Source organism: Streptomyces sp. NBC_00887 (assembly GCF_045207585.1).
Map to the genome: position 1 here is coordinate 9,170,830 of NZ_CP108788.1, position 20,189 is coordinate 9,191,018.

A 20,189-nucleotide genomic window follows, 5' to 3' on the forward strand; every position below is an offset into this window, starting at 1 on the left:
GGGCTACTCCTTGCACAGTGCGGTGACGGCGGCGGTGACGCCGTGCACGGTAGGGGTGTCGAAGAAGACGTCGAGAGGGACGTCCACGCCGAGGTTCTGATGGATGCGGGCGGCGATGGCGGTGATGGTCAGGGAATGGCCGCCGAGGTCGAAGAGGTCCTCGTCGGGCCCGAGGTCGTCCAAGGCCAGGACCTCGCGCCAGATGGCGAGCACCGCACCGGTGGTGGGGTCGAGTTCGCCGTCCGTGGCGCCGGCGGCCGCGGGCCCGCTCCGGTCCGGGACCGGCTCCGGGAGCGCGGACCGGTCCAGCTTGCCGTTGGGCGTCAGCGGGAAGGCGTCGAGCACCGTGTACGTGCCCGGCACCGCGGCGGCGGGGAGCGTCGCGGACAGGTGGGCGTGCAGCTCCTGCGCGGTGGGTGCCGGGCCGGCGGGAACGACATAGGCACTCAGCCGGCGGTCGCCGTCCGTGCCGTGCACCGCGGCTGCGGCCTGGGCCACCGAGGGATGCGAGGCCAGCCTCGCCTCGATCTCGCCCAGCTCGATCCGGTGGCCGCGCAGTTTGACCTGGGTGTCACAGCGGCCGAGGTGGACGAGACCGCCGACGGGAAGGCGCCGGACGACGTCGCCGGTGCGGTAGATGCGCGATCCCGGCGGGCCGTACGGGTCCGGGAGAAAACGCGCGGCCGTCAGGCCCGGGCGGTGCCGGTAGCCGTGGGCCAGCCCCGCGCCGCCGAGGAAGAGCTCACCCGCAAGTCCGTACGGGACGGGGCGCAGCCGCTCGTCGAGGACGTAGGCGCGGGTGTTGGCGAGCGGTTCGCCGATGAGGACGTGTCCGTCGTCGGCCACGGCGGGTTCCGCGAGGGAGGACCAGATGGTCGTCTCGGTCGGGCCGTACACGTTCACGAGCCGCTTGCTCACCGCGGCCAGGTCCGTGGCGAGGGACGGGGGCAGCGCCTCCCCGCCCGTGAGCGCCGTGAGCCCGGCCGCCGCGCCGGTGAGGCCGGCGTCGAGGAGCAGCCGCCATCCGCTGGGAGTGGCCTGGACGTGGGTGATCCCCTCGCCCCGGACGAGGCCGAGGAGCGCGGGGCCGTCGCGGTGACCACCCTCGGGTACGAGGACGACGCGTCCTCCGGTGATCAGGGGCAGAAGCAGTTCGACGGCGGAGATGTCGAAGGACAGCGAGGTGAGTCCGAGCCAGCGGTCCTCGGGGCCGGAGCCCAGGTGGTCGCGCAGCGCGCCCAGGACGTTGGCGAGCGCGGAGTGGGGCACCTCCACCCCCTTGGGGCGCCCGGTGGACCCGGAGGTGTAGAGCACGTAGGCGGGCTGGGACGGCGTCGGGCCCGGGGGCAGGGCCGGGGTGTCCGTGCCCTCGGGTGCGAGATCGGCCGGTACGAGGTCGCCGGGGCTGTCGGGGTGCGCGGTGATCCGGAGCGCGAGACGGGAGTCGGACCGGATGAAGGCCAGCCGCTCGGCCGGGTAATCGGGGTCGAGGGGCAGATAGGCGGCCCCGCAGGCCATGGTGGCGAGGACGGCGACCAGCTGGTCGCGCCCGCGGGGCAGGCCGATACCGATGAGCGTGCCCGGGCCCGCGCCGCGGCGGTGCAGCGCGATGGCCGCGTGCGCGACGAGACCGGAGAGCTCGCGGTAGGTCAGGGCTTCCTCACCGCAGACGACGGCGACCGTGTCGGGGTGTGCGGCGACCGCACGGGCGAAGAGCTCCGGCACGGTGCACCGGGCGAGTTCGGGCCGGGGGGCCGGTGCGGCGAGCTGGTCCGACCGTTCCCGGGACGTCAGCAGGGGCAGGTCGCCGACCGGGGTGCCGGGGTCGGCCAGTACGCCGTCGAGGAGATTCCTCCAGTGTCCGGCGATGCTCCGTGCCGATTCTGCGGTGAGGGCGTCGGCCCGGTACTGCAGGCTCGCGTCGATCTCGGATCCGGAGTCGACGAGCTGGAGGTGGAGCAGGTTGCGCGCGGTGCCGCAGAAGCCGGTCCAGTGGACCTTGGCGCGCACCCCGTCGCCGAAGGCGGGCGGCTCCCCGGCGGGGCGCCGCCGGTAACTGAGGGAGAGGGGGGTGAGCGCGGTGCGCGGGGTCAGACCGCGCACGGAGCGGCCCAGTGGAACGGCCCGGTGCCGGTACAGGGCGCGCAGTTCGGCGCGGACGGTCTGGGACCAGGCTGCGAACGGCGCTTCTGGGGCCGCGGTGCTGAAGAGAGGCAGCTCGTTGACGGCCAGCCCCACGCCGACCGCCTCGCCGCGCGGGCGCAGCGACAGTTCGACAGCCGTGACCGGGGCGGGGTCGCCGTAACGGGCGAGCAGCGCGTGCCAGGACGCGGTGAGGAGTTCGAAGCGGGTCAGCCCGAGCCGGCGCGCCGTGGTGTCCACGAGGCCGGTCCGCCCGGGTCCCAGGTTCAGCGAGATCTCGGCGCCCGGCGCGGGAGCGGTGCCGGGGATGCGCGAGGGTGCGAGGCCGGGCAGCACGGGCGCGGCCGGCTCGCGCCAACGAGCGGCCCAGTACGCCTCCGCGCCCGCGAGGGCGTCGGAGGAGGGCTCCACCGCCGGCCGCGGGGCGACCGGAGCGAGCGGACCTCTGCGGTAGGCGTTGGCCAGGTCGCTGACCAGCCGGTCCTTGGACTCGCCGTCGAAGACGAGGTGATGGACGGTCAGAACCAGGACGTGCCGCACCGGGGACAGCCGGAAGAGGACGAAGCGGTACAGCGGCCCGCGGGCGAGGTCGAAGGGAACGGACCGCTCCTGGGCGAGGAGGGGGTCCAGTTGACCGGGGGAGCAGTCGACCACGCGCGGACGTGACTGTTCCGTGCCGGCTCGTGGAGCACCGTCGGCACCGAACACCGTGGTGAGGGCCGGGTGTCGGGCCGCGACGGCGGAGCAGGCCCGGACCATGCCGTCGGCGTCGACGGGGCCGTGGAGGTCCACGGTCACGGTGAGGTGGTAGGCGGCGGCGGTGTCCAGGGTGCGCTCGGTGAGCCAGACGCCGTGCTGGGCGGGACTGAGGATCGCGTTCACAGGGTGGCCTCGGAGTGGTCTTGGGCGAGGAGCCGGCGCAGGTCGCGTTTGAGGACCTTGCCGGCCTCGTTACGGGGCAGCGCGTCGCGGAACAGCACGGTGGCGGGGAGTTCGTGGACGGCCAGGTGATCGAGCAGGAACGTCCGCAGGGCGGCCGCCGTCAGACCGGCGTCGGACACGACCACGGCGGCGACGACGCTGCCGAGCACAGGGTGCGGAACCCCGACGGCGGCGGCGTCGCGCACCTGCGGATGGGAGTGCAGGGCGTTCTCGATCTGGAGGGTGGAGACCTTGTGGGCGCCCGACTTGACGACGTCCCGCTCCCGGTCGAGCAGGTGCAGGAAGCCGTCCTCGTCGATGCGGCCGAGGTCGCCCATGCGTACCCAGCGTCCCTGGAAGACCTCACCGTCCCTCTCGCCCATGTACGCCCGTGGAGCCGCGGGAGATCGCAGCCACAGCTCGCCCGGGTCGCCCGCCGGGACCGGGAGGCCTTCGGGGGTGGTCACGCGCAGATCGGCCAGGGAGGCGGGCCGGCCGGGGGAGGTGGGACGGGCCGGATCGAACAGCAGGGTGATCTGCGCGGGCGCGGCTTCGGTGGAGGTGTAGTAGTTGACGATCTGGGCCTTCGGGAAGGCCCGGCCGAGCCCGAGCGCGACCGGCTGGGGAAGAGCGGCGGCCGTGGATCCGACCAGGCGCACACCGTCGAGCGTGCCCGCGGCGGTGGCGTCCGCGAGGGCCGGTGACGCCAGCAGTTCGATCGCCATGGCGGGGACGAGGAAGACGCTCCCGACGTCGTGTTCGGACAGCAGCCGGAGGAAGCGGGCCGGGGTGAACTGCGGAGCGGTGACACACGTGGCGTGCGCGTTGAGCGCGTTGACCAGCATGGTCTGTCCGGCGTTCGTGCCGACAGGGAAGGCGTGCAGGAAGGCGGAGGAGTGGCGCAGCGGCCGGCGGCGCTCGTCCAGCGTGCAGCCATGAGCCAGGTTGGCGTGGCGGGCACCGACGGCCTTGGGGGTTCCGGTGGTGCCGGAGGTGTAGAGGATCTGGGCAAGGCCGTCGGGTGCGGGGTCGGGCAGGTCCGGCGCGGTGGGGTGGCCGGCGGAGTCGGATTCGGTCAACACGGTTGTTCCGGGCGGGATTCCGGCCGGGAGATCCTGCCCGCCGTGCAGTACGAAACGGGCACCCGCATCGGCGAGAACGTACTCCGTGGCGGCGGGCGCGGACCGGTCGGACAGCGGGACCGCCACGCCGCCGGCGCGCAGCACCGCGAGGAACGCGACGGCGAACTCCGTCCACCGGCCCGTGCCGTGGTGCAGCACGACACGGTCCCCGGGCCGCAGTCCGGCGGAGCGCAGTGCGGAGGCGTACGCACCCGAACGGGCTTGCCAGGATGCGAAGTCGAGCCGTTCGCGGCCGGTGACGAGGGCCGTGCGGTCGCCGTGCGCGGCGGCACGGTGGGCGAGCAGGGCGGGCAGGGTGGCGACTGTGTCCGTCACGTCCGGCTCTCCTTCACACGGCGGGCGGCGGCGATGCGGGCACGCTCGCGCAGGCCGACCAGGTCGTCGGGCTCGGCCTCGGGGACGTCCCGGTCGAAGCGGGCCAGCACGGGAAGGCGCAGGCCGAGCGCGACCATGCCGAGCATGGCGCACCCGAACAGGACGTACATCAGGGCGATGCCGCGCCCGGGGCCGGTGCCTATCAGGGGACCGAAGACGGGGGCGAGCGCCCCTCCGCGCTCCATCAGCGGTCCCAGCAGCGAGGAGCCCAGCGGCGCGATGACGCCGTGGCCCAACGGCAGGGTGGACCAGGCGACCAGCGTGTTCAGGGCGAAGACGCGGCCGTGGAAGCGCTGCGGCACCTTGACCTGGACGATCGTGGAGTAGACGCCGTTGACGAGGGACAGGGCGAAGGACATGCCGAACGCCCCGGCGGCGATCACCCAGAGGCTGGCGTGCAGCCCGGTGACGGCTCCGGCCAGGGCCAGGAGCGCCGCGAGGCCGAGCATGCCCCGCAGCCGGTGCCGGCGCGGGCCGCCCCAGAAGCCCATGACGATCCCTCCCAGGATCGCTCCTGCGCCGCCCGCGACGGCGACCCGCGCCGCGCCCTGGAGGTCGTCGAAGGCGAGGACCAGCGGGGTGATGAGCAGGAAGAGGGGCGAGAGGAAGATGTTGAGGCCCGCGAACCACAGGAGCATGGCCCGGAAACCCCGGTTGCGCCATGAATGGGTGAAGCCGTGCCGGATCTCGGACACGAGGGACTCGCGACGCGTCCACGGCAGCGTCCGGGGGAACTTCACCGCGAGCAGGACGCCGATGGCCAGCACGTAACTGATCACGTCGATGACGAGGATGCCGCCGAGACCGATCGCCGCCATGAGCGCCACAGCCACCAGTGGCACCACGAACTGCGCTGTTCCGAAAGCGAGTTGAACGATCCCGTTCGCGTGGCCGAGGTACTGCTTGGGCACGAGCTGGGGGACCGCGGACGCGTAGGCGAGCCGTTGGAACGTCAGGGCGACGGAGAGTACGCCGAGCAGGACGTACACCTCCCAGGAATGAAGGTTTCCGGTGAGGAGCAGAGCGAGGAGACCGGCCTGGGTGGTGCAGGCGGCGATGTCGCCGGCGAGGAGCACCGTGCGCCGGTTCATCCGGTCGACGAGGGCTCCCGCGAGAGGGCCGACGAGGATGCCCGGAACCATGGCCACGACCGCGTACAGCGCGTACCGGGTGAGGGAGCCGGTGTTCAGGAGGATCCAGATCGGGAGGGCGAACTCGGTCAGTGCCGAGCCGGTGATCGAGAAGAGCTGCCCGACCGCGACCAGGAGGAACCGGCGCATGCTGGGTTCGGGCCCGGCGGCGGACTCCGTTCCCTCGTGGGGTGGAGCAGAGGGCTGTTCGTCAGCCTGTGTGCCGTCGTCCGCGGCGATGGGGCCGGTGTCCCCGTGGAACCACCACGAGTGGAGCGGATCGCGGGCGGGGAGCTCGTCGGTCAGCCCGTCGCGGACCGCGAGGTGCACGGTGGTGACGGCGTCGGCGACCTCGACGGCCCGGTACTTGAGGAAGAAGTGACCGCCCTGGTCGAGGACGGCGACGGCGGAGCGTTCGGCGAGCAGCAGCCACTCGCGGTAGCGCTCCTGGTAGAAGTCGGCGGCCGGGTCCTGGTCGCCGATCAGGCAGACGAGCGGGGCGCGCAGCCGCGGGGCGCCGGAGGCGACGTCGGCGATGGCGCGGGTGAAGTAGTCCTCGGCGGCCTGCGTGTCACGGCGCATGTTGCCGATGATGAAGGCGGCCTGCTCCTTGTCGAGGTCGGAGGTGTTCACGCCGAGCCCGATGAGCCAGTTCGCGTACACCCGGTCGCCGAGCAGGGGTTCGAGGGAGGCGACGCGGCTGAGTGCGTTGAGAACACGGCTGCGCGGCCGGGCGAACGGGAACTGGGCCCCGGCGTAGACGGCCTCCAGGGGATGGCCGGTCGCCTCCAGCAGCCGGGACACGGCGATCGCCAGCGCCGTACCGACGGCGCAGTGGCCATAGACGACGACGGGTCCCTCCGTCCGTTCCCGCACCTCGCCCGCGATGCGTTCGGCGAGTTCGTCGAACGGCACGGACTCCTCGGTGACGCCGACGTCGTGGCCCGGCACGGCGACGGCCCACAGTTCGACGTCGGGGGGCAGCGCGTCGGCGACGGGCTGGTAGACGACGGGGCTGCCGCCGCCGTAGGGGACGCAGACGAAGGTGCGGGTACGGCGGGCCGCGGACACCGGCGGGGTGAGCCGGTGCAGCAGTGGCCGCGGGGTGTCGTCGTGCTCGTCCCTTGCGGCGACGGCGGCCAGGTCGCGGATCGTACGGTGGGTGAAGAGGTCCATGACGCTGACGGGCTGCGCGCCCGCCTCGGCGAGCCGGCCGCGTGCCCTGGCGACGACCTGCGTGGCGAGGAGCGAATGGCCACCGAGGTCGAAGAAGTCCTCGTCCGTGCCGACTTCCGTCAGGCCGAGCACCTCGCTCCAGATCTCGGCGAGCAGGAGCTCGGTCGGGGTGGCCGGCCGGGTGGCGCCGGTCGCGCGCCGCATCTGGGGAGCGGGCAGGGCACGGCGGTCGAGCTTCCCGTTGGGGGTGAGCGGCAGGGAGGGGACGACGGCCACCACGGCGGGGACCTGATGGTCGGGCAGCAGCCTCTTGAGCGCGGTGCGGAGCCGTGCGGGGTCGGGCTGGTCTGGGCCGGTGGCGGCCACGACGTACCCGACGAGACGCTTGTCGCCGGGCCGGTCCTCGCGCAGGACGACGGCGGCGTCCGCGACACCGGGCTGGGCGCGCAGCGCGGCCTCGGTCTCGCCCGGCTCGATCCGCAGCCCGCGCAGCTTGATCTGCTGGTCGATGCGGCCGAGGTGCTGGAGGGCGCCGTCCGGTCGGCGGCGGGCCAGGTCGCCGGTGCGGTAGAGACGGGAGCCCGGCGGGCCGTACGGGTCGGGCACGAACCGGGCTGCGGTCAGGCCCGGCCGGCGGTGGTAGCCGAGGGCGACCGCGGTGCCGCCGATGTGCAGTTCGCCGGGGGCGCCGGGCGGTACGGGACGCAGAGCGGCGTCCAGTACGTACAGCCTGGTGTTGTCGATCGGGAGCCCGATCGGCACCGTCTCCAGAGGGCCCGCGCACTCCCACGAGGAGACGTCGACGGCGGCCTCCGTGGGCCCGTACAGATTGGCGACGGAGCAGTGCGGCAGCCGGCCGGTCAGCTCGCGGGCGGCGTCGGGCGGCAGGGCCTCCCCGCTGCTGATCACGCGGCGCAGCGCCGTACACCGCTCGATGTCCTCCTCGGCGAGGAAGACCGTCAGCATGGCGGGGACGAAGTGGGCGACGGTGACGCCGGCGGAGGCGATGAGGTCGCGCAGATAGCCGCTGTCCTTCTGGCCGCCGGGCTTGGCGAGGACGATGCGCGCGCCGGTGGCCAGGGGCCAGAAGAACTCCCAGACCGATACGTCGAAGCCGACGGGGGTCTTCTGCAGGACGGCGTCGTCCGGCCCCAGGCGGTAGGCGTCCTGCATCCACTGGATGCGGTTGGCGATCGCCCGGTGGGTGTTCGGGACGCCCTTCGGGCGGCCGGTGGATCCGGAGGTGTAGATGAGGTACGCGGTGTCGTCGGGGCCGGGTCCCGCCGGTCCGCGGCGCGATCTGGGCGGCTCCGCGGGGTCGTCCAGCAGCATGACCTGCGCGGTGCAGCCGTGCGGGGTGGGCAGTCCGCGCTGGGTGAGAAGGACGGGCGCGTCGCTGTCGGCGAGGAGGAAGGCGAGGCGTTCGGCGGGGTAGCCGGGTTCCAGCGGGGTGTATCCCGCACCGGTGCGCAGGATGCCCAGCAGACCGGCGACGAGTTCGGGTGAGCGTTCGGAGCAGATGGCCACGAGACTGCCCGGGCCGACCCCCTCGGCGGCCAGGCGGGCGGCGATCCGGTCGGCCTGTGCGTCGAGCTGCCGGTAGGTGAGGGCCGCCCTGCCTTCCACGGCCACGGCGACCGCGTCGGGAGTCCGGGCGATCTGCTCGGCGACGAGGGCGGTGAGGGTGGTGGGCGCACGGTCCAGCGCGGTGTCGTTGAACCGGCGCGTCTCGAAGTCGTGTTCGTCGGGGGTGCGTCCGGCGAGGGCGGACAGCGGGGACTCCGGGGCCGCTGCGACGGCTTGGAGGAGCCTGCCGAGGTGGTCGGCGAGGCGTGAGATGTCGGCAACCTCGAAGAGGTCGGTGTTGAAGTTGAAGGACCCGTGCAGCCCGTCGGGCCACTCCTGGAGGAAGAGTTCGAGATCGAAACGGGTACCGCTGGCCCGCACCCCGAACGGTTCGGCCGTCACGGGACCGTCCGATCCGGCGTCGCGCTGGGTGGCGTAGTTCTGTACGGCCAGGACGGCCTGGAAGACGGGTGGCCGCGACACGTCCCGGGGGACCTTGAGCTCGCTGACCAGCTGTGCGAACGGCAGGTCCTGGTGGGCGTAGGCGTCGAGGCAGGTCTCGCGGGTGCGGCGCAGGAACTCGGAGAACGGGGGGTCGCCCTGCAGGCGGGCCGGAAGGGCGATGACGTTCACGAACATGCCGACCAGAGGCTCGAGTTCCGGTTCGGGGCGTCCGGCGACGGGGGAGCCTACGGCGAAGTCGCTCTGACCGCTGTAGCGGGCCAGGAGAATCTGGAAGGCGGCCAGGAGCACCATGTGGACGGTCGCGTCGTGCCGGCGCCCGAGCAGCGTGAGCCGTTCCAGGAGAGCGCGGTCGACGGAGAACGCGTGCCCGGCGCCCTCGAACGTCTGACGGGGCGGGCGGGGGCGCGAGAAGGCGAGTTCCAGCGGCTCGATCCCGGCGAGCTCGCGGGTCCAGTGGGCGACCTCGGCAGCGAGCCGCTCGCCGCTGAGCTGCTCGCGCTGCCACAGGGCGAAGTCACCGTACTGGACGACGAGTTCGGGAAGCGGATCCGGATCCCCCGAGACGTGTGCGGCATGACCGCGCAGCACTTCACCCAGCAGGACCTCGCTGGACCAGCCGTCACTGACGCTGTGATGGACCACCAGGAGCAGCACGTGGTCGTCGTCGGCGAGCCGGATGAGGAGCGCTCGCAGCAGCGGCCCCTCCTCCAGGTCGAAGGGCACGGCCGACGCCTCGTCGACGAGGCGTTCGGCCTCGGACAGGCAGGCGGCTTCGGCGTGGGTGAGAGCGGCCGGCCCGGGCGGATCGATGACCAGCCGGGGGCGCCCGTCGTCGGTGGCCGGGTACCGCGAGCGCAGCGTCTCGTGGCGGGCCACGCTCGCGTCCAGGGCGGCGCGCAGAGCGCCGATGTCCAGCGGGCCGCGGAGCCTGCGGACCACCGGGATGTTGTACGCGGCGGTTCCCGGAGCGAACTGCTCCATGAACCAGAGCCGTTCCTGGGCGAACGACAGCGGGACGGGCGTGCCGGGATCCCGGCGGGGCACGGTCGCGCGGGCAACGGTCCGCGAGGCCAGCCGGCGGCGCAGCAGCTCCTTCTTGGCGGCCGAGAGACGGGTCGCGGCGGGTTCTGCCGGATTGGTTGTGTCGGCGCTCATGAGACGGGCCGGCTTCCTTCCAGTGCGTCCTGCGCGGCGAGGAGCTCTTCGGCCGCCGTGTCCGACAGGGCGTCGATCTCGGCGGTCAGGGCCGCTTCCACGGCCTCGGCGAAGGCCGCGACCGTGCGGTGGGTGAACAGGGTGCGCAGAGGGACGGCGAGGTCGACGGCGGCGCGGATACGGGCGACGACCCGGGTGGCCAGGAGCGAGTGGCCGCCCAGGTCGAAGAAGTCGTCGTCGGCGCCGACGGGTCCGGTGCCGAGCACCTCCCGCCAGACGTCGGCCACGAGTTCCTCCGCCTCGGTCCGGGGCGGTACATGCACGGCGCGTACGGGCGAGACGGCCCCCGGATCCGGCAGGGCCGCCCGGTCCACCTTGCCGTTCGGGGTGAGGGGCAGTCGGTCGAGCACGACCCAGGCGTCGGGGACGAGATGCGGCGGCAGCACCGTGGACAGCTCCGCGCGCAGCCGCGCCGGATCCGGCGCGGGCGCTCCCGGCGCCGCTACGACGTGGGCGACCAGCCGGTCCTGGCGGGCGGACACCACGGCCTCGGCGACACCGGGCAGGGCGCCGAGCGCGGACTCGACCTCGCCGGGCTCGATCCGGAATCCGCGCACCTTCACCTGGCCGTCCAGGCGGCCGAGGAACTCCAGTTGCCCGTCGGCGCGACGGCGGACCCGGTCACCCGTGCGGTAGCGGCGGGCCCCGGGAGGCCCGTCCGGGTCGGGCACGAAGGAACGGGCGGTGGCGCCGGGGCGCCCCAGATACCCGTCGCCGACACCGGCCCCGCCGATCACCAGCTCACCGGGCGTGCCGGGCGGCACGGGCGTGCCGTGCCGGTCCAGCACGGCGACGGTCGTCCCGCCGATGGGCCGGCCGATGGGTGGCCGTCGCAGCTCGTCGGCCGTGCCGAGGTCCGCCGTGGTGGCGATGACCGTGGTCTCCGTCGGGCCGTAGGAGTTCACCAGCCGTACGGTGTCGCCGAAACGGCCCCGCCAGACGGCGACCGCCTCCGCGCGCGCCTGGTCGGCGCCCAGGATCAGCAGGCGCAGCGAGTGGGGCCACGGGGTTTCGTCCAGGTCGGCGACGAGGTGGTGCCAGTAGGGCGTCGGAAGGTCCAGGACGGTGACACCGGCCGCGTACGGTTCGGCCAGCTGGTCGGAGAGGGCGGCCCCGGGCCGGGCCGTGACGAGGACCGCACCCGACGCCAGTGCCGGGAAGATCTCCTCGGCGCTGGTGTCGAAGGAGAGCGAGGCGCTGTGCAGGACGCGGTCCGCCTCGCCGAGGCCGTAACCCTCGCGCATCCACGCGACACGTGCCGCGAGTGCGCGGTGCGGTACGAGAACGCCCTTGGGCGTGCCGGTGGAGCCCGAGGTGTAGATGACGTACGCGGGGTCGTCCGGGCCCGCCTCGCTGTCGGGTCCGGGGAGAGTCCCGGGGGCGTCCTCGGAGCCGGTCGGCGGGGTGACGGACAGGACCGGGAGGTCGACGGTGAGACCCGCGACCGGCTTGCCGTCAGGCGTCAGCAGGAGGGCGGCCCCGCTGTCACGGAGCATGAAGTCGAGCCGTGCGGCGGGGTATTGCGGGTCCAGCGGGAGATACCCGGCGCCGATGCGCCAGGCGGCGAGCATCGCCACCACCGCCTGCGGACCCCGGGGCAGACAGAGCGCGACGAGGTCCCCCCGGCGGACGCCGGCTGCCAGGAGCCGGGCAGCCAGGGCGCGGGAGGAGTCGGCGAGTTCACCGCGCGTGAGGCTTTCGTCGGGACCGATGACCGCCGCTGCGCCGGGGACGAGCGCCGCCCGGTCGATCGCGGCGAGGACCGTCGGGGGGTGTGCCGGAAGAGCGGGCCCCGCGGTCTCGTTCCGCTGTACCGCCAGTTCGTGCCCGTCGAGCACGGGCAGCAGCCGTACGGGCGTGTCCGGCGCCTCCAGGGCGGCGCGCAGCAGGACCTCGAAGCGGGCGGCGATCAGGGCGGTCTGCGTCGCGTCGAGGAGATCGGTCCGGTAGCCGAAGACGGCGTGCAGATCGTCGCCGTCCGGGCGGACGTCCAGGCCGAGTTCGAACTTGGCGGCGGTGTGGCCGCCGTCGCCCTCGGCGCACACGAGGTCGGCGAAGGGGTGCTCGCCGAGAGCGCCGCCGCTCTGCGTGTGCACGGTGAGGAGCGTCTGGAAGACAGGCGTGCGGCCGGTGTCACGGTCCTGCCGCAGCTCCTCGGTGAGCCGTTCGAAAGGTACGCGGCCGTGCGTCAGGGCGCGGAGCCAGTCGCCGCGGATCCGCCGCAGGACGGCGTCGAAGGACGGATCGCCGGCGAAGTCCGCGCGCAGGACCAGGGTGGAGGAGAAGTAGCCTACGGTCCGCTCGCTGTCGACCGTGGTCCGTGCCGCGGTGGGCACCCCCACACAGAAGTCGTCCTGGCCGGTGCAGCGGTGGAGGAGAGCCTGATAGGCGGCGGCGATCACCATGAACGGGGTGAGGCGCCGTGAACGGGCGAAGGACTCCACCACAGCGCCCAGACCGCCCAGCACCCGGGTGTGGTAGGCGCCGCCGCTGCCCGGGACCTCGGGGCGGGGGTGCTCGAGGGGAAGCGCCAACGGTGTGGCGCCACTGAGCAGCTCACGCCAGTGGTCGAGGGCCGAGGTGGCCTCGGGCCCGTCCAGCCACGCGCGCTCCGCGGCCGCGTGAGCCAGATAGGACGGCGGCTCCGCCAGCTCCGCCGTACCACCCACGCGGTGGGCGGAGTAGTGCGCGGCGAGTTCGGAACGCAGGAGGCCGAGGGACCAGCCGTCGGCGACGATGTGGTGGACCACGAGGCAGAACGTGTATGCGCTCTCCCCGGTACGGAGCAGCGCGGCCCGCAGCAACGGCCCCTCGGCCAGATCGAACGGGCGATTGGTGAACTCGCCGATGCACGAGGCGATGTCCGTATCGGGACGGCCCCGCAGATCGCGGGTGTCGAGCGGTACGGGAGACGGCGGATCGACGACGACGTACGGACGTCCGTCGACGGCGGGGAACCGGCTGCGCAGCGCCTCGTGCCGACCGGTCGCCGCGTCCAGGGCCGCGCCCAGGGCCGACGGCGAGAGCGGTCCCGTGAACCGGAGCACCAGCGGAATGTTGTAGGCCGCGTCCCCCGGTTCGAACTGGTCCAGGAACCACAGACGCTCCTGCCCGACGGAGAGCACGGCCGCGGCGTGACCCCTCGCCGGTCCGGGTTCGCTCGCCGGCGCGGAATGAGGCTGCTGATCGGGTACGGGCATGACGCTCCTGGGGGGCCGGGCTGTGGGGTCGGCCCGAACTGGCTTGAACCGCATACGTGTTTTCCGCATGCGAAGGGTGATGCGCTGGGAGGGGAGGACACCTGCCCTGATGGGCTGTCGTGATGCCGCAGATGCTAGAGAGAGATCGATCCGTGGGTCAATGGTCTGGACCAAAGTGTTGGCTCCGAGGTGGATGCCGAGCGTGCATCGGCCCAGGAAGAACGCGATGACCGCACTCACGGGCGGCGGTTCGGCGCGATGGGCGAGTGGCCCCCGCGTCTCTCACGACAAGGCGGGCGGGGCGGGCTGGAACCGGCGGCGGGTCGGGGGTGTGCGTCGGTCGTTCGGGAGTTCCCGCTCCGGACGCGCCGCGGTGCCGAGCCGAGGGGCAATCGGCTGAAACCCGCCCCGCGGCGGGGTGCGGACAGAGCCTCGTAGTTGCGCTTTTCCGGACATCTCCCGAGGGCGGTCCTCCCTCCCGTGCTGGTTCGGTGCTGTCCGGCCGAGTGACAGCCACGGCCGGGTGAACAGGACAGCGAGGCGCCACGTATGGAGGAGAGGGCACTGAATCCCACGCTCCCGGCGTCGATGACGTCGTGTCCGCACGGCTTCGAGGGGGCAACGGATGAGGCACGCACGACGCAGCCTGCAACGGATCGCACGGCTGGCGGCCGTCGGCGGACTGCTCTGCGGCGGGCTGATGGTGACCAGCGCCGTGGCGGGCGAATCCTCTGGCCCGCCGGACGGCACAGGCGGCACCGTTCCGCCTGCCGAGCTCGGCGCGGGTCTGGTCTCGCAGCTCGGCACCTCGCGCACGGCGGGCAGTTGGATCGGCTCCGACGGCCGCCCTGTCGTCGCGGTGACCGACGCGGAGGCCGCGGCGGAGGTCCGGCGAGCGGGGGCACGCGCCGAACTCGTCCGTCACAGCATGGTCAGCCTCCGGTCGGCCACCGACGCGCTGGGCGAAGCCCCCCGGGTGTCCGGCACGGCATGGGCGATGGACTACTCGTCCAACCGGATCGTCGTTCATGCCGACAGCACCGTGTCCGCCACTGACTGGTCACGGATGTCGGGCCTCGCCGAGGAGATCGGCAGCTTCGTGCACATGCGGCGGACCGGAGGAACCCTCACCACCCGACTCAACGGCGCCGACCCGATCTTCGCCCGCAACGGACGCTGCTCCGCTGGATTCAACGTGACCGACGGCCGGCAGGACTTCGTCCTGACAGCCGGTCACTGCGGTCCACGCGGAACCGCCTGGTTCCAGGACGCGACGGGCACCCGGCAACTCGGCACCACCACGGCTGCCAGCTTTCCCGGCAGCGACTTCTCGCTCGTCGCGTACGGGAACGGTGAAGCTTCCGGTGCGAGGAGCGTCGTCGGTGTCGGTGGTGACCAGACGGTGAGGATCGTGGCGGTCGCCGACCCTGTCGTCGGCCAACGGGCCTTCCGCAGCGGCAGCACCACCGGGGTGCGCGCCGGCCGGGTGACCGCGCTGAACGCGACGGTGAACTACCCCGAGGGCACGGTGACCGGCCTGATCGAGACGACGCTCTGCGCCGAACCGGGCGACAGCGGGGGGCCGCTGTTCGCCGACGGGCTGGCCCTCGGCCTGACGTCCGGGGGCAATGGCGACTGCACCATCGGCGGTACCACGTACTTCCAGCCGGCAACCACCGCGATGGCGGCCCTCGGAGTGAGACTGACCGCCGAAGGAAGCGGTACCGGCCAGGTCCCACCCCCGTCCGCCGCAGGAGCCGTCGCCCCGGGGGCTGTTGCCCCAGGATCGTCGGGGCTTCCGATGTTCGGCGGTACCGTCAGCTTCCGGACCCTCACGCCTGGTCTGCTGGTCATCGCCGTGAGCCTTCTCGGGCTCGCGGCAACCGGCTTGATCCGATCGGCCCAGCGGCGGAACAGTTACCGACGCCGGTACGCCCGGAGCTGGAACTGAGCCTCCTACCGGCGGCGCCGTCCTTCCGGGCCCGGCCGGTCGATCGCCCAGCTCCTGGTGCGGGTTCATGCCTGGCCTGTCCGTACCTTCTCAGCTCAGAGCGGTTGCCAGTCCCCTGAACACCAGTCCGCACCCGAGGATCAGGACGACGGAGGCCGTGGCGAGCGGCGCCAGCCGGTGGGCACGCGCGAGTACCCGGCTTCGCGGCCGCTGGACCAGCCTCCGGGCCGTGGTCTCCCGTAGCCGCACCACCAGGAACCCGGCTCCCGCGAGCGTCAGCGCCAGCCCGCCTCCGTACGACAGGACCAGCAGGAAGCCGAACCACGCCTGACCGAGAGCGGCCGCGCCGATGAGTACGACGACGGCGGAGGGACTCGGCACCAACCCGCCGGCCAGGCCGAGGAGTATCACGCCGCGGAGCCCGGGGGCGGGCGGCACGTGGCTGTGGGAATGACTGTGGGGATGGCTGTGGTCATGCCCATGGTGATGATCGTCGCCGTGCGTCTGGCCGGTACCCGCCGGTGTGGGGGAGCGGTCTGCGGTTTCGCCGGAGTGCTCGGCTCGGCGCACCGTCGCGAGAGCGGGAACCCGCTCCTCACCGTGCGGAGTTCCGGTGTCCTCACCGCGCTCGTGTGCAGGGGCGTGCTCATGCCCGGATGCGCGGCTTCCGTGATGACCGGGGCCGTGAGTGCGGTGGCGCAGACGCCACCCCCTGCGCAACAGAAGCACCCCTGCGACCGCGACCAGGGCGCCGCTCGCGATACCCAGCCAGGACACCACGGTCGGCGCCGCCGCCGAGCCGGCGGTGATCAGGGCACCCAGCGCGAAGACGCCCAGCGTATGGGTGAGAGTCACCGAAGCCCCGAGAGCCAGCATGTCGCGCAAGGAACCACGGCCGCCCGCTGCTGCGGCGGCGGCCATCATGGTCTTGCCGTGCCCCGGGGCCAACGCGTGCATGGCGCCCAGCAGCAGCGAAACCACGAGCGCCAGCGCGGCGAAGCCCACGGTCAGCTCGTGCCGGGCGACCAGCCCGGTCAGCGCCTGCGTCCAACGGTCCGTCCCGCGCGGCAGCACGCCCAACGCCGGGGAGGCGTTCGCCTCGTCCTCGGTCCCCGCCCGCAGCGCCGACCCGCCGGGGCGGACCGTGAACGTGGCCGAACGCGAGTCGGGCGGTGAGGAGAGCAGGTCGTCGGGATACGCGGTCAGCCGCCGGGACCGGGAGGTGTCGGGCACGCCCGCCCCCGAGATCGTCATCCGGTCGCCCCGTGCGGTGATCTCCCGCCACCCGACGCCGGTGGCTACGTCCGCCGGGCGGTACGAGAGTCGCAACCGCGCGCCATCCTGCAGCGGCGCCGCCATCCCGCAGGTCACGCGCAGTGTCTGCAGCCCCGCCTGCCCCGCACGCACCTGCGCCTTCGCGCTCCTCACCGAGACGGAGACCCCGGTGCCGCCCGCGTCCCTGCCCCCGACCGTGAACCGAGCACCCTCGGCGGCAGCGTCGCACCGCGCCCGGGCCCATGCCGACAGTTCGTCCGGCGCGAGCCGGTCGTCCCGGTCGGTGTCGATACGGATCCGTTCCTGCGAGGCGGGGATCTCAGCCAGGTCCTCCACGTGGTCCACGCTGAGCTGCCCCGGAACGACGACGAGACCGTCGTACTGGTTCACCGTGAAGTTGCCCAAGGGGTGTGCTTGCGCCGCCCGCGCCGGGAGCAGAGCCAGGACAGTGCCCGTCGCCAGCGTGGCGAGAGCGCAGGCGGCGGTACGGCGGATCATGAGTCACCCCGGGGCCGGGTCAGCGCCGACAGGGCGGATGCGGCGTCGTGGGCTCCCGTGGGTGAGAAGCCCGGATTCAGATCGAGCGCGGCCCGCAGATGGCGCCGGGCAGCTCCGTCGTCGTCGAGAGCGCGCTCGATCATGCCCCGGTGAAAGAGGAAAGAGGCGTTCCGATAGCCGGGCGACCCGGAGGTCGCCTTCTTCGCGTACGTCAGTGCCTCCTGGTTCCTGCCGTTCGCGTGCAGCGCCCAGGCGAGAGCGTCCGCCGTGTGCACGCTCTCGCGGCGGGTCCATTCGGCGCGCGCCGACTTCAACGCCTCGGCGGCGTTGCCGTGGTCGGCCTCGAGGAGGGAGGACTCCAGATCGGTGGCGACGCCATTGGCGCGGGCCAGACGGGTCCAGATGCGGATGAGCGCGTACTGCTCCTCGGCCTGCCGACGCTGTCCGCCCGCCTCGTACAGTTCGGCGAGGGCGGCGAGCTGCCCAGGCAGCGGGTAACGCCGTACGACCCCCTCGAGATCGCTCACCGCACGCTTTCGATCGCCCAGCGCGGCATGGGCGCGACCGCGTCCTTCCAGCGCCGGCAGGTGCTCCGGTTCGCCGCGCAGAGCGGTCGCGAAATGCTTCAGCGCCTGACGGAACTCACCCTGGGACCAGGAAAGGTTGCCGAGTGACGTGGCCGCATAGGCCACGTCGGCCGTACTGAATGCCGAGGCCAGCGCCCGCAGCAGCACCCGACGTGCCCCCTTCACGTCGCCGCGCAACTCCAGGACGTACGCGTACCGCGTGAACACGGGTATGCCGGGACGCCGCCGGTCGGCGAGCTCCACCGCCTCCAGCGCCTCGTCGTAGCGGCCGAGTTCGACCAGGGCATCGACCCGGCTGCACAGCGCCCGCTCGCTGTACGGGTTCACCCTCAGCGCCCGGTCCACCAGCATCAGCGCCGCTTCGAAGTCGTGGCGCGCGGCGGCCAGCGCCGCCTGACCGGCGAGTGCCGCGTCGTTCCCGTCCGCGGCACGCAGCTTCAGTGAACGCTCGAACGCCGCCTCGGCCTGCGGATACCGTGTCGGATCACCGCTGGTCCGAGCCTGTTCGACGTATGCGGCGCCCAGGGTCGCCCACCCGGTGGCGTCCCGGGGCTGCGTCCTGAGGTGCCGCTGCAAGGTGGTGATGCCCTGCGCCAGCTCCCCGACGGCCAACTGCTCGACGGGCACATCCGCCGCGACCGCGCTCCCGGCGCGCTCGGGCCGCACCGCATCACCGCCGGCCCCGGACGCCACCGAGGTGAACGTGAGCCCGAGAGCCACCGCCACGACTGCGGAGACGCGCCAACGCCCCGGCCCGTGCCGTCGCTGAAACCTTCGCGCGAACCGCGGCGTGCGTACGGGCATCGATCCTGCCCTCCTCGTTCTCGGTCGGTGGTGGTTCGGCAGCGTCGTGGGGGAGTGCGTAACGCCGGCCGGCGGGCCCTGGTCACGAGAGGCTCCGGTCCGCCGTGGCACCCGACAGCCCGACGGCTGGGCGTCAGCCGAGCCAGGACCGCTGACCGGTTCGACGGCGGGAACGCAGCCACGCCGTGCCGAAGCCGACCAGCAGCACCGTCGCGGCTCCCGTTCCCGCGGAGGCGAGCATCACCGTGTCGTCGTCCCACGACGCGGTGATCGAGGACATCCCGCCCGTCAGTCCTGTGGTGTTCGCCTTCGTGGCAGCCTCCGACGCCCTGACGTCGGAACCGGCGGTGGGCAGGGCGACGTACGGAAAGGCGGTGCCGAACTTCTTGTCGTTCGCGTCGACGGCGTCGCCCAGGTCGTTCTTCGAACCGACGAGTTCGCCCTCGACGACCTGGAGCGCGATGTCCAGCACGTCGTCCGTCAGACGCCGCCCGTTGGGGAAGCCCGCGTTGTCGCCGTCCAGCACCCCCAGCCGTTTCGGCTCCGCGACCGGCTTGATGGACGTGTTGAGGCGCAGCATCTCCGAAGCCTTGACCGCCGGAGGCTGGTTGAGGTCCTTCACCCCGGTCAGGAACACCGAGACGAGATCGTCGCGCGGCTCCGCCGGAGCCTTGATCTTGTAGATTCCCTCGATGAGTTTCGGCAGCTCGGGTTCGGTGACGTTCTTCAGGAAGTCGCCGTCGTTCTCGGGCGACGACGCGTTGAACCTGTCCTTGTCCTTGACCGGATTGACGACCTCGTTGACCAGCGGCATGCCGAGCCGCGACACCCGCGTCCAGTCGCCGTATGCGTTCTTCCGCTCCGTCGTCGCGTAGATGCCGACCACCGGCTGCTCGGCGGACTCCCGGATGTACGAGTTCGGCACCTGGAGGGCGATCGTGTTGACGTTGTAGCCCTGGAGAGTGTCGTTGCCGACCTCCGACAGATCACCGCCGTACAGGAGGTCGAAGACCCGCAGGTCGAGGAAGAACGGATCATCGGCCTGACCGGCGAAGGCCTTGAGCCCGCCGGCGATCTTCTGAACCGCCTGGTCGCGCAGCGCCTGGTAGTCGGGCATCGACGCCTTGCCGACGTTCGACGGCGCGACCGGCAGGCCCTTCGCCAGCGGGTGGCGCGAGACAGGCTTCCCGTGCTGCAACCGCAGCAGCTCCAGGTCGTACGTCTGAGTGAAGTTGAGGTCCGGATCGGTCAGGCTCTCCACCGGGCCCGTGTTGTAGAGGAAAGTGTTCTCGTTCTTCCGGTGGTCCTTGAAGGTGAACCGGTACAGGAGGTCGTCCTGGGCGTCACCGTCGCTGTCGATGTGGATGTCATAGCGGGCGTCGCCGGCGAACGTGTAGAAGTTGGGGCCACCGGCCGGCTCCTGGAACGGCAGCCAGTTCGCCACCAGCGTCGTCGAGTCGGGATGGTCGGGGCTGACGAACGCGTACACGTCGGTGTTGTCGAACTGGGGCTGCCCGGAGATCAGGGGCGCTTCCCGGTGGCTCGAGGCTGTCGCCGTCTCCGGCTCCAGCATGCCCACGCCGGCAGCTGTGAGTCCTCCGGCGGCCAGCGCACCACAGGCGACCAGAGCAATGCTCCCGCGCCCCCGCCAGGTCCGGCCGCTTCTTGTCGTTGCGGTCATCTCGTCCATCCTTCATCGGGCATCGGTCCGTTCCGGCTTGCTCGTAGCTCCAGTACGTGCG

8 protein-coding genes are annotated in these 20,189 nt (G+C 72.6%); 1 reads left to right on the top strand and 7 read right to left on the bottom strand.

Features of this window, described 5'->3' with window-relative positions:
• Nucleotides 1–3 precede the first annotated feature (3 nt).
• The 4 genes from OG844_RS41830 to OG844_RS41845 are packed head-to-tail and all read right to left on the bottom strand — an operon-like array spanning nucleotide 4 to nucleotide 13,332.
• Entirely contained in the window at nucleotides 4–3,024 is a 3,021-nt protein-coding gene (locus OG844_RS41830; protein WP_406388073.1) for a non-ribosomal peptide synthetase, read from the bottom strand.
• Entirely contained in the window at nucleotides 3,021–4,520 is a 1,500-nt protein-coding gene (locus tag OG844_RS41835; RefSeq protein WP_406388072.1) for a class I adenylate-forming enzyme family protein, read from the bottom strand. The genes OG844_RS41830 and OG844_RS41835 overlap by 4 nt, the downstream gene beginning before the upstream one ends.
• Nucleotides 4,517–10,072 (bottom strand): amino acid adenylation domain-containing protein, encoded by a 5,556-nt coding sequence (locus OG844_RS41840; protein WP_406388070.1) that lies wholly within the window; start codon nucleotides 10,070–10,072, stop codon nucleotides 4,517–4,519. The genes OG844_RS41835 and OG844_RS41840 overlap by 4 nt, the downstream gene beginning before the upstream one ends.
• Nucleotides 10,069–13,332, bottom strand: coding sequence for an amino acid adenylation domain-containing protein (locus OG844_RS41845; protein WP_406388069.1), 3,264 nt, complete (start codon nucleotides 13,330–13,332; stop codon nucleotides 10,069–10,071). Before OG844_RS41845 ends, OG844_RS41840 begins: the two co-directional genes overlap by 4 nt.
• Before the next feature lie 625 nt (nucleotides 13,333–13,957).
• Between OG844_RS41845 and OG844_RS41850 the strand changes: the two genes are divergently transcribed.
• The gene (locus tag OG844_RS41850) at nucleotides 13,958–15,283 is read left to right on the top strand and encodes a S1 family peptidase (protein WP_406388068.1); all 1,326 of its coding nucleotides are present in this window, start codon (nucleotides 13,958–13,960) and stop codon (nucleotides 15,281–15,283) included.
• 90 nt (nucleotides 15,284–15,373) lie between these two features.
• On the opposite strand, the gene OG844_RS41855 is transcribed toward OG844_RS41850, so the two are convergent.
• The 3 genes from OG844_RS41855 to OG844_RS41865 form a co-directional block, all read right to left on the bottom strand.
• On the bottom strand, nucleotides 15,374–17,056 hold the full coding sequence (locus tag OG844_RS41855; protein WP_406388067.1) for a nickel transporter: 1,683 nt from the start codon (nucleotides 17,054–17,056) through the stop codon (nucleotides 15,374–15,376).
• Entirely contained in the window at nucleotides 17,053–18,363 is a 1,311-nt protein-coding gene (locus OG844_RS41860; protein WP_406388066.1) for a tetratricopeptide repeat protein, read from the bottom strand. Before OG844_RS41860 ends, OG844_RS41855 begins: the two co-directional genes overlap by 4 nt.
• A gap of 217 nt (nucleotides 18,364–18,580) precedes the next feature.
• On the bottom strand, nucleotides 18,581–20,128 hold the full coding sequence (locus OG844_RS41865) for a DUF4331 domain-containing protein (RefSeq protein ID WP_406388065.1): 1,548 nt from the start codon (nucleotides 20,126–20,128) through the stop codon (nucleotides 18,581–18,583).
• Between the last annotated feature and the right edge of the window lie 61 nt (nucleotides 20,129–20,189).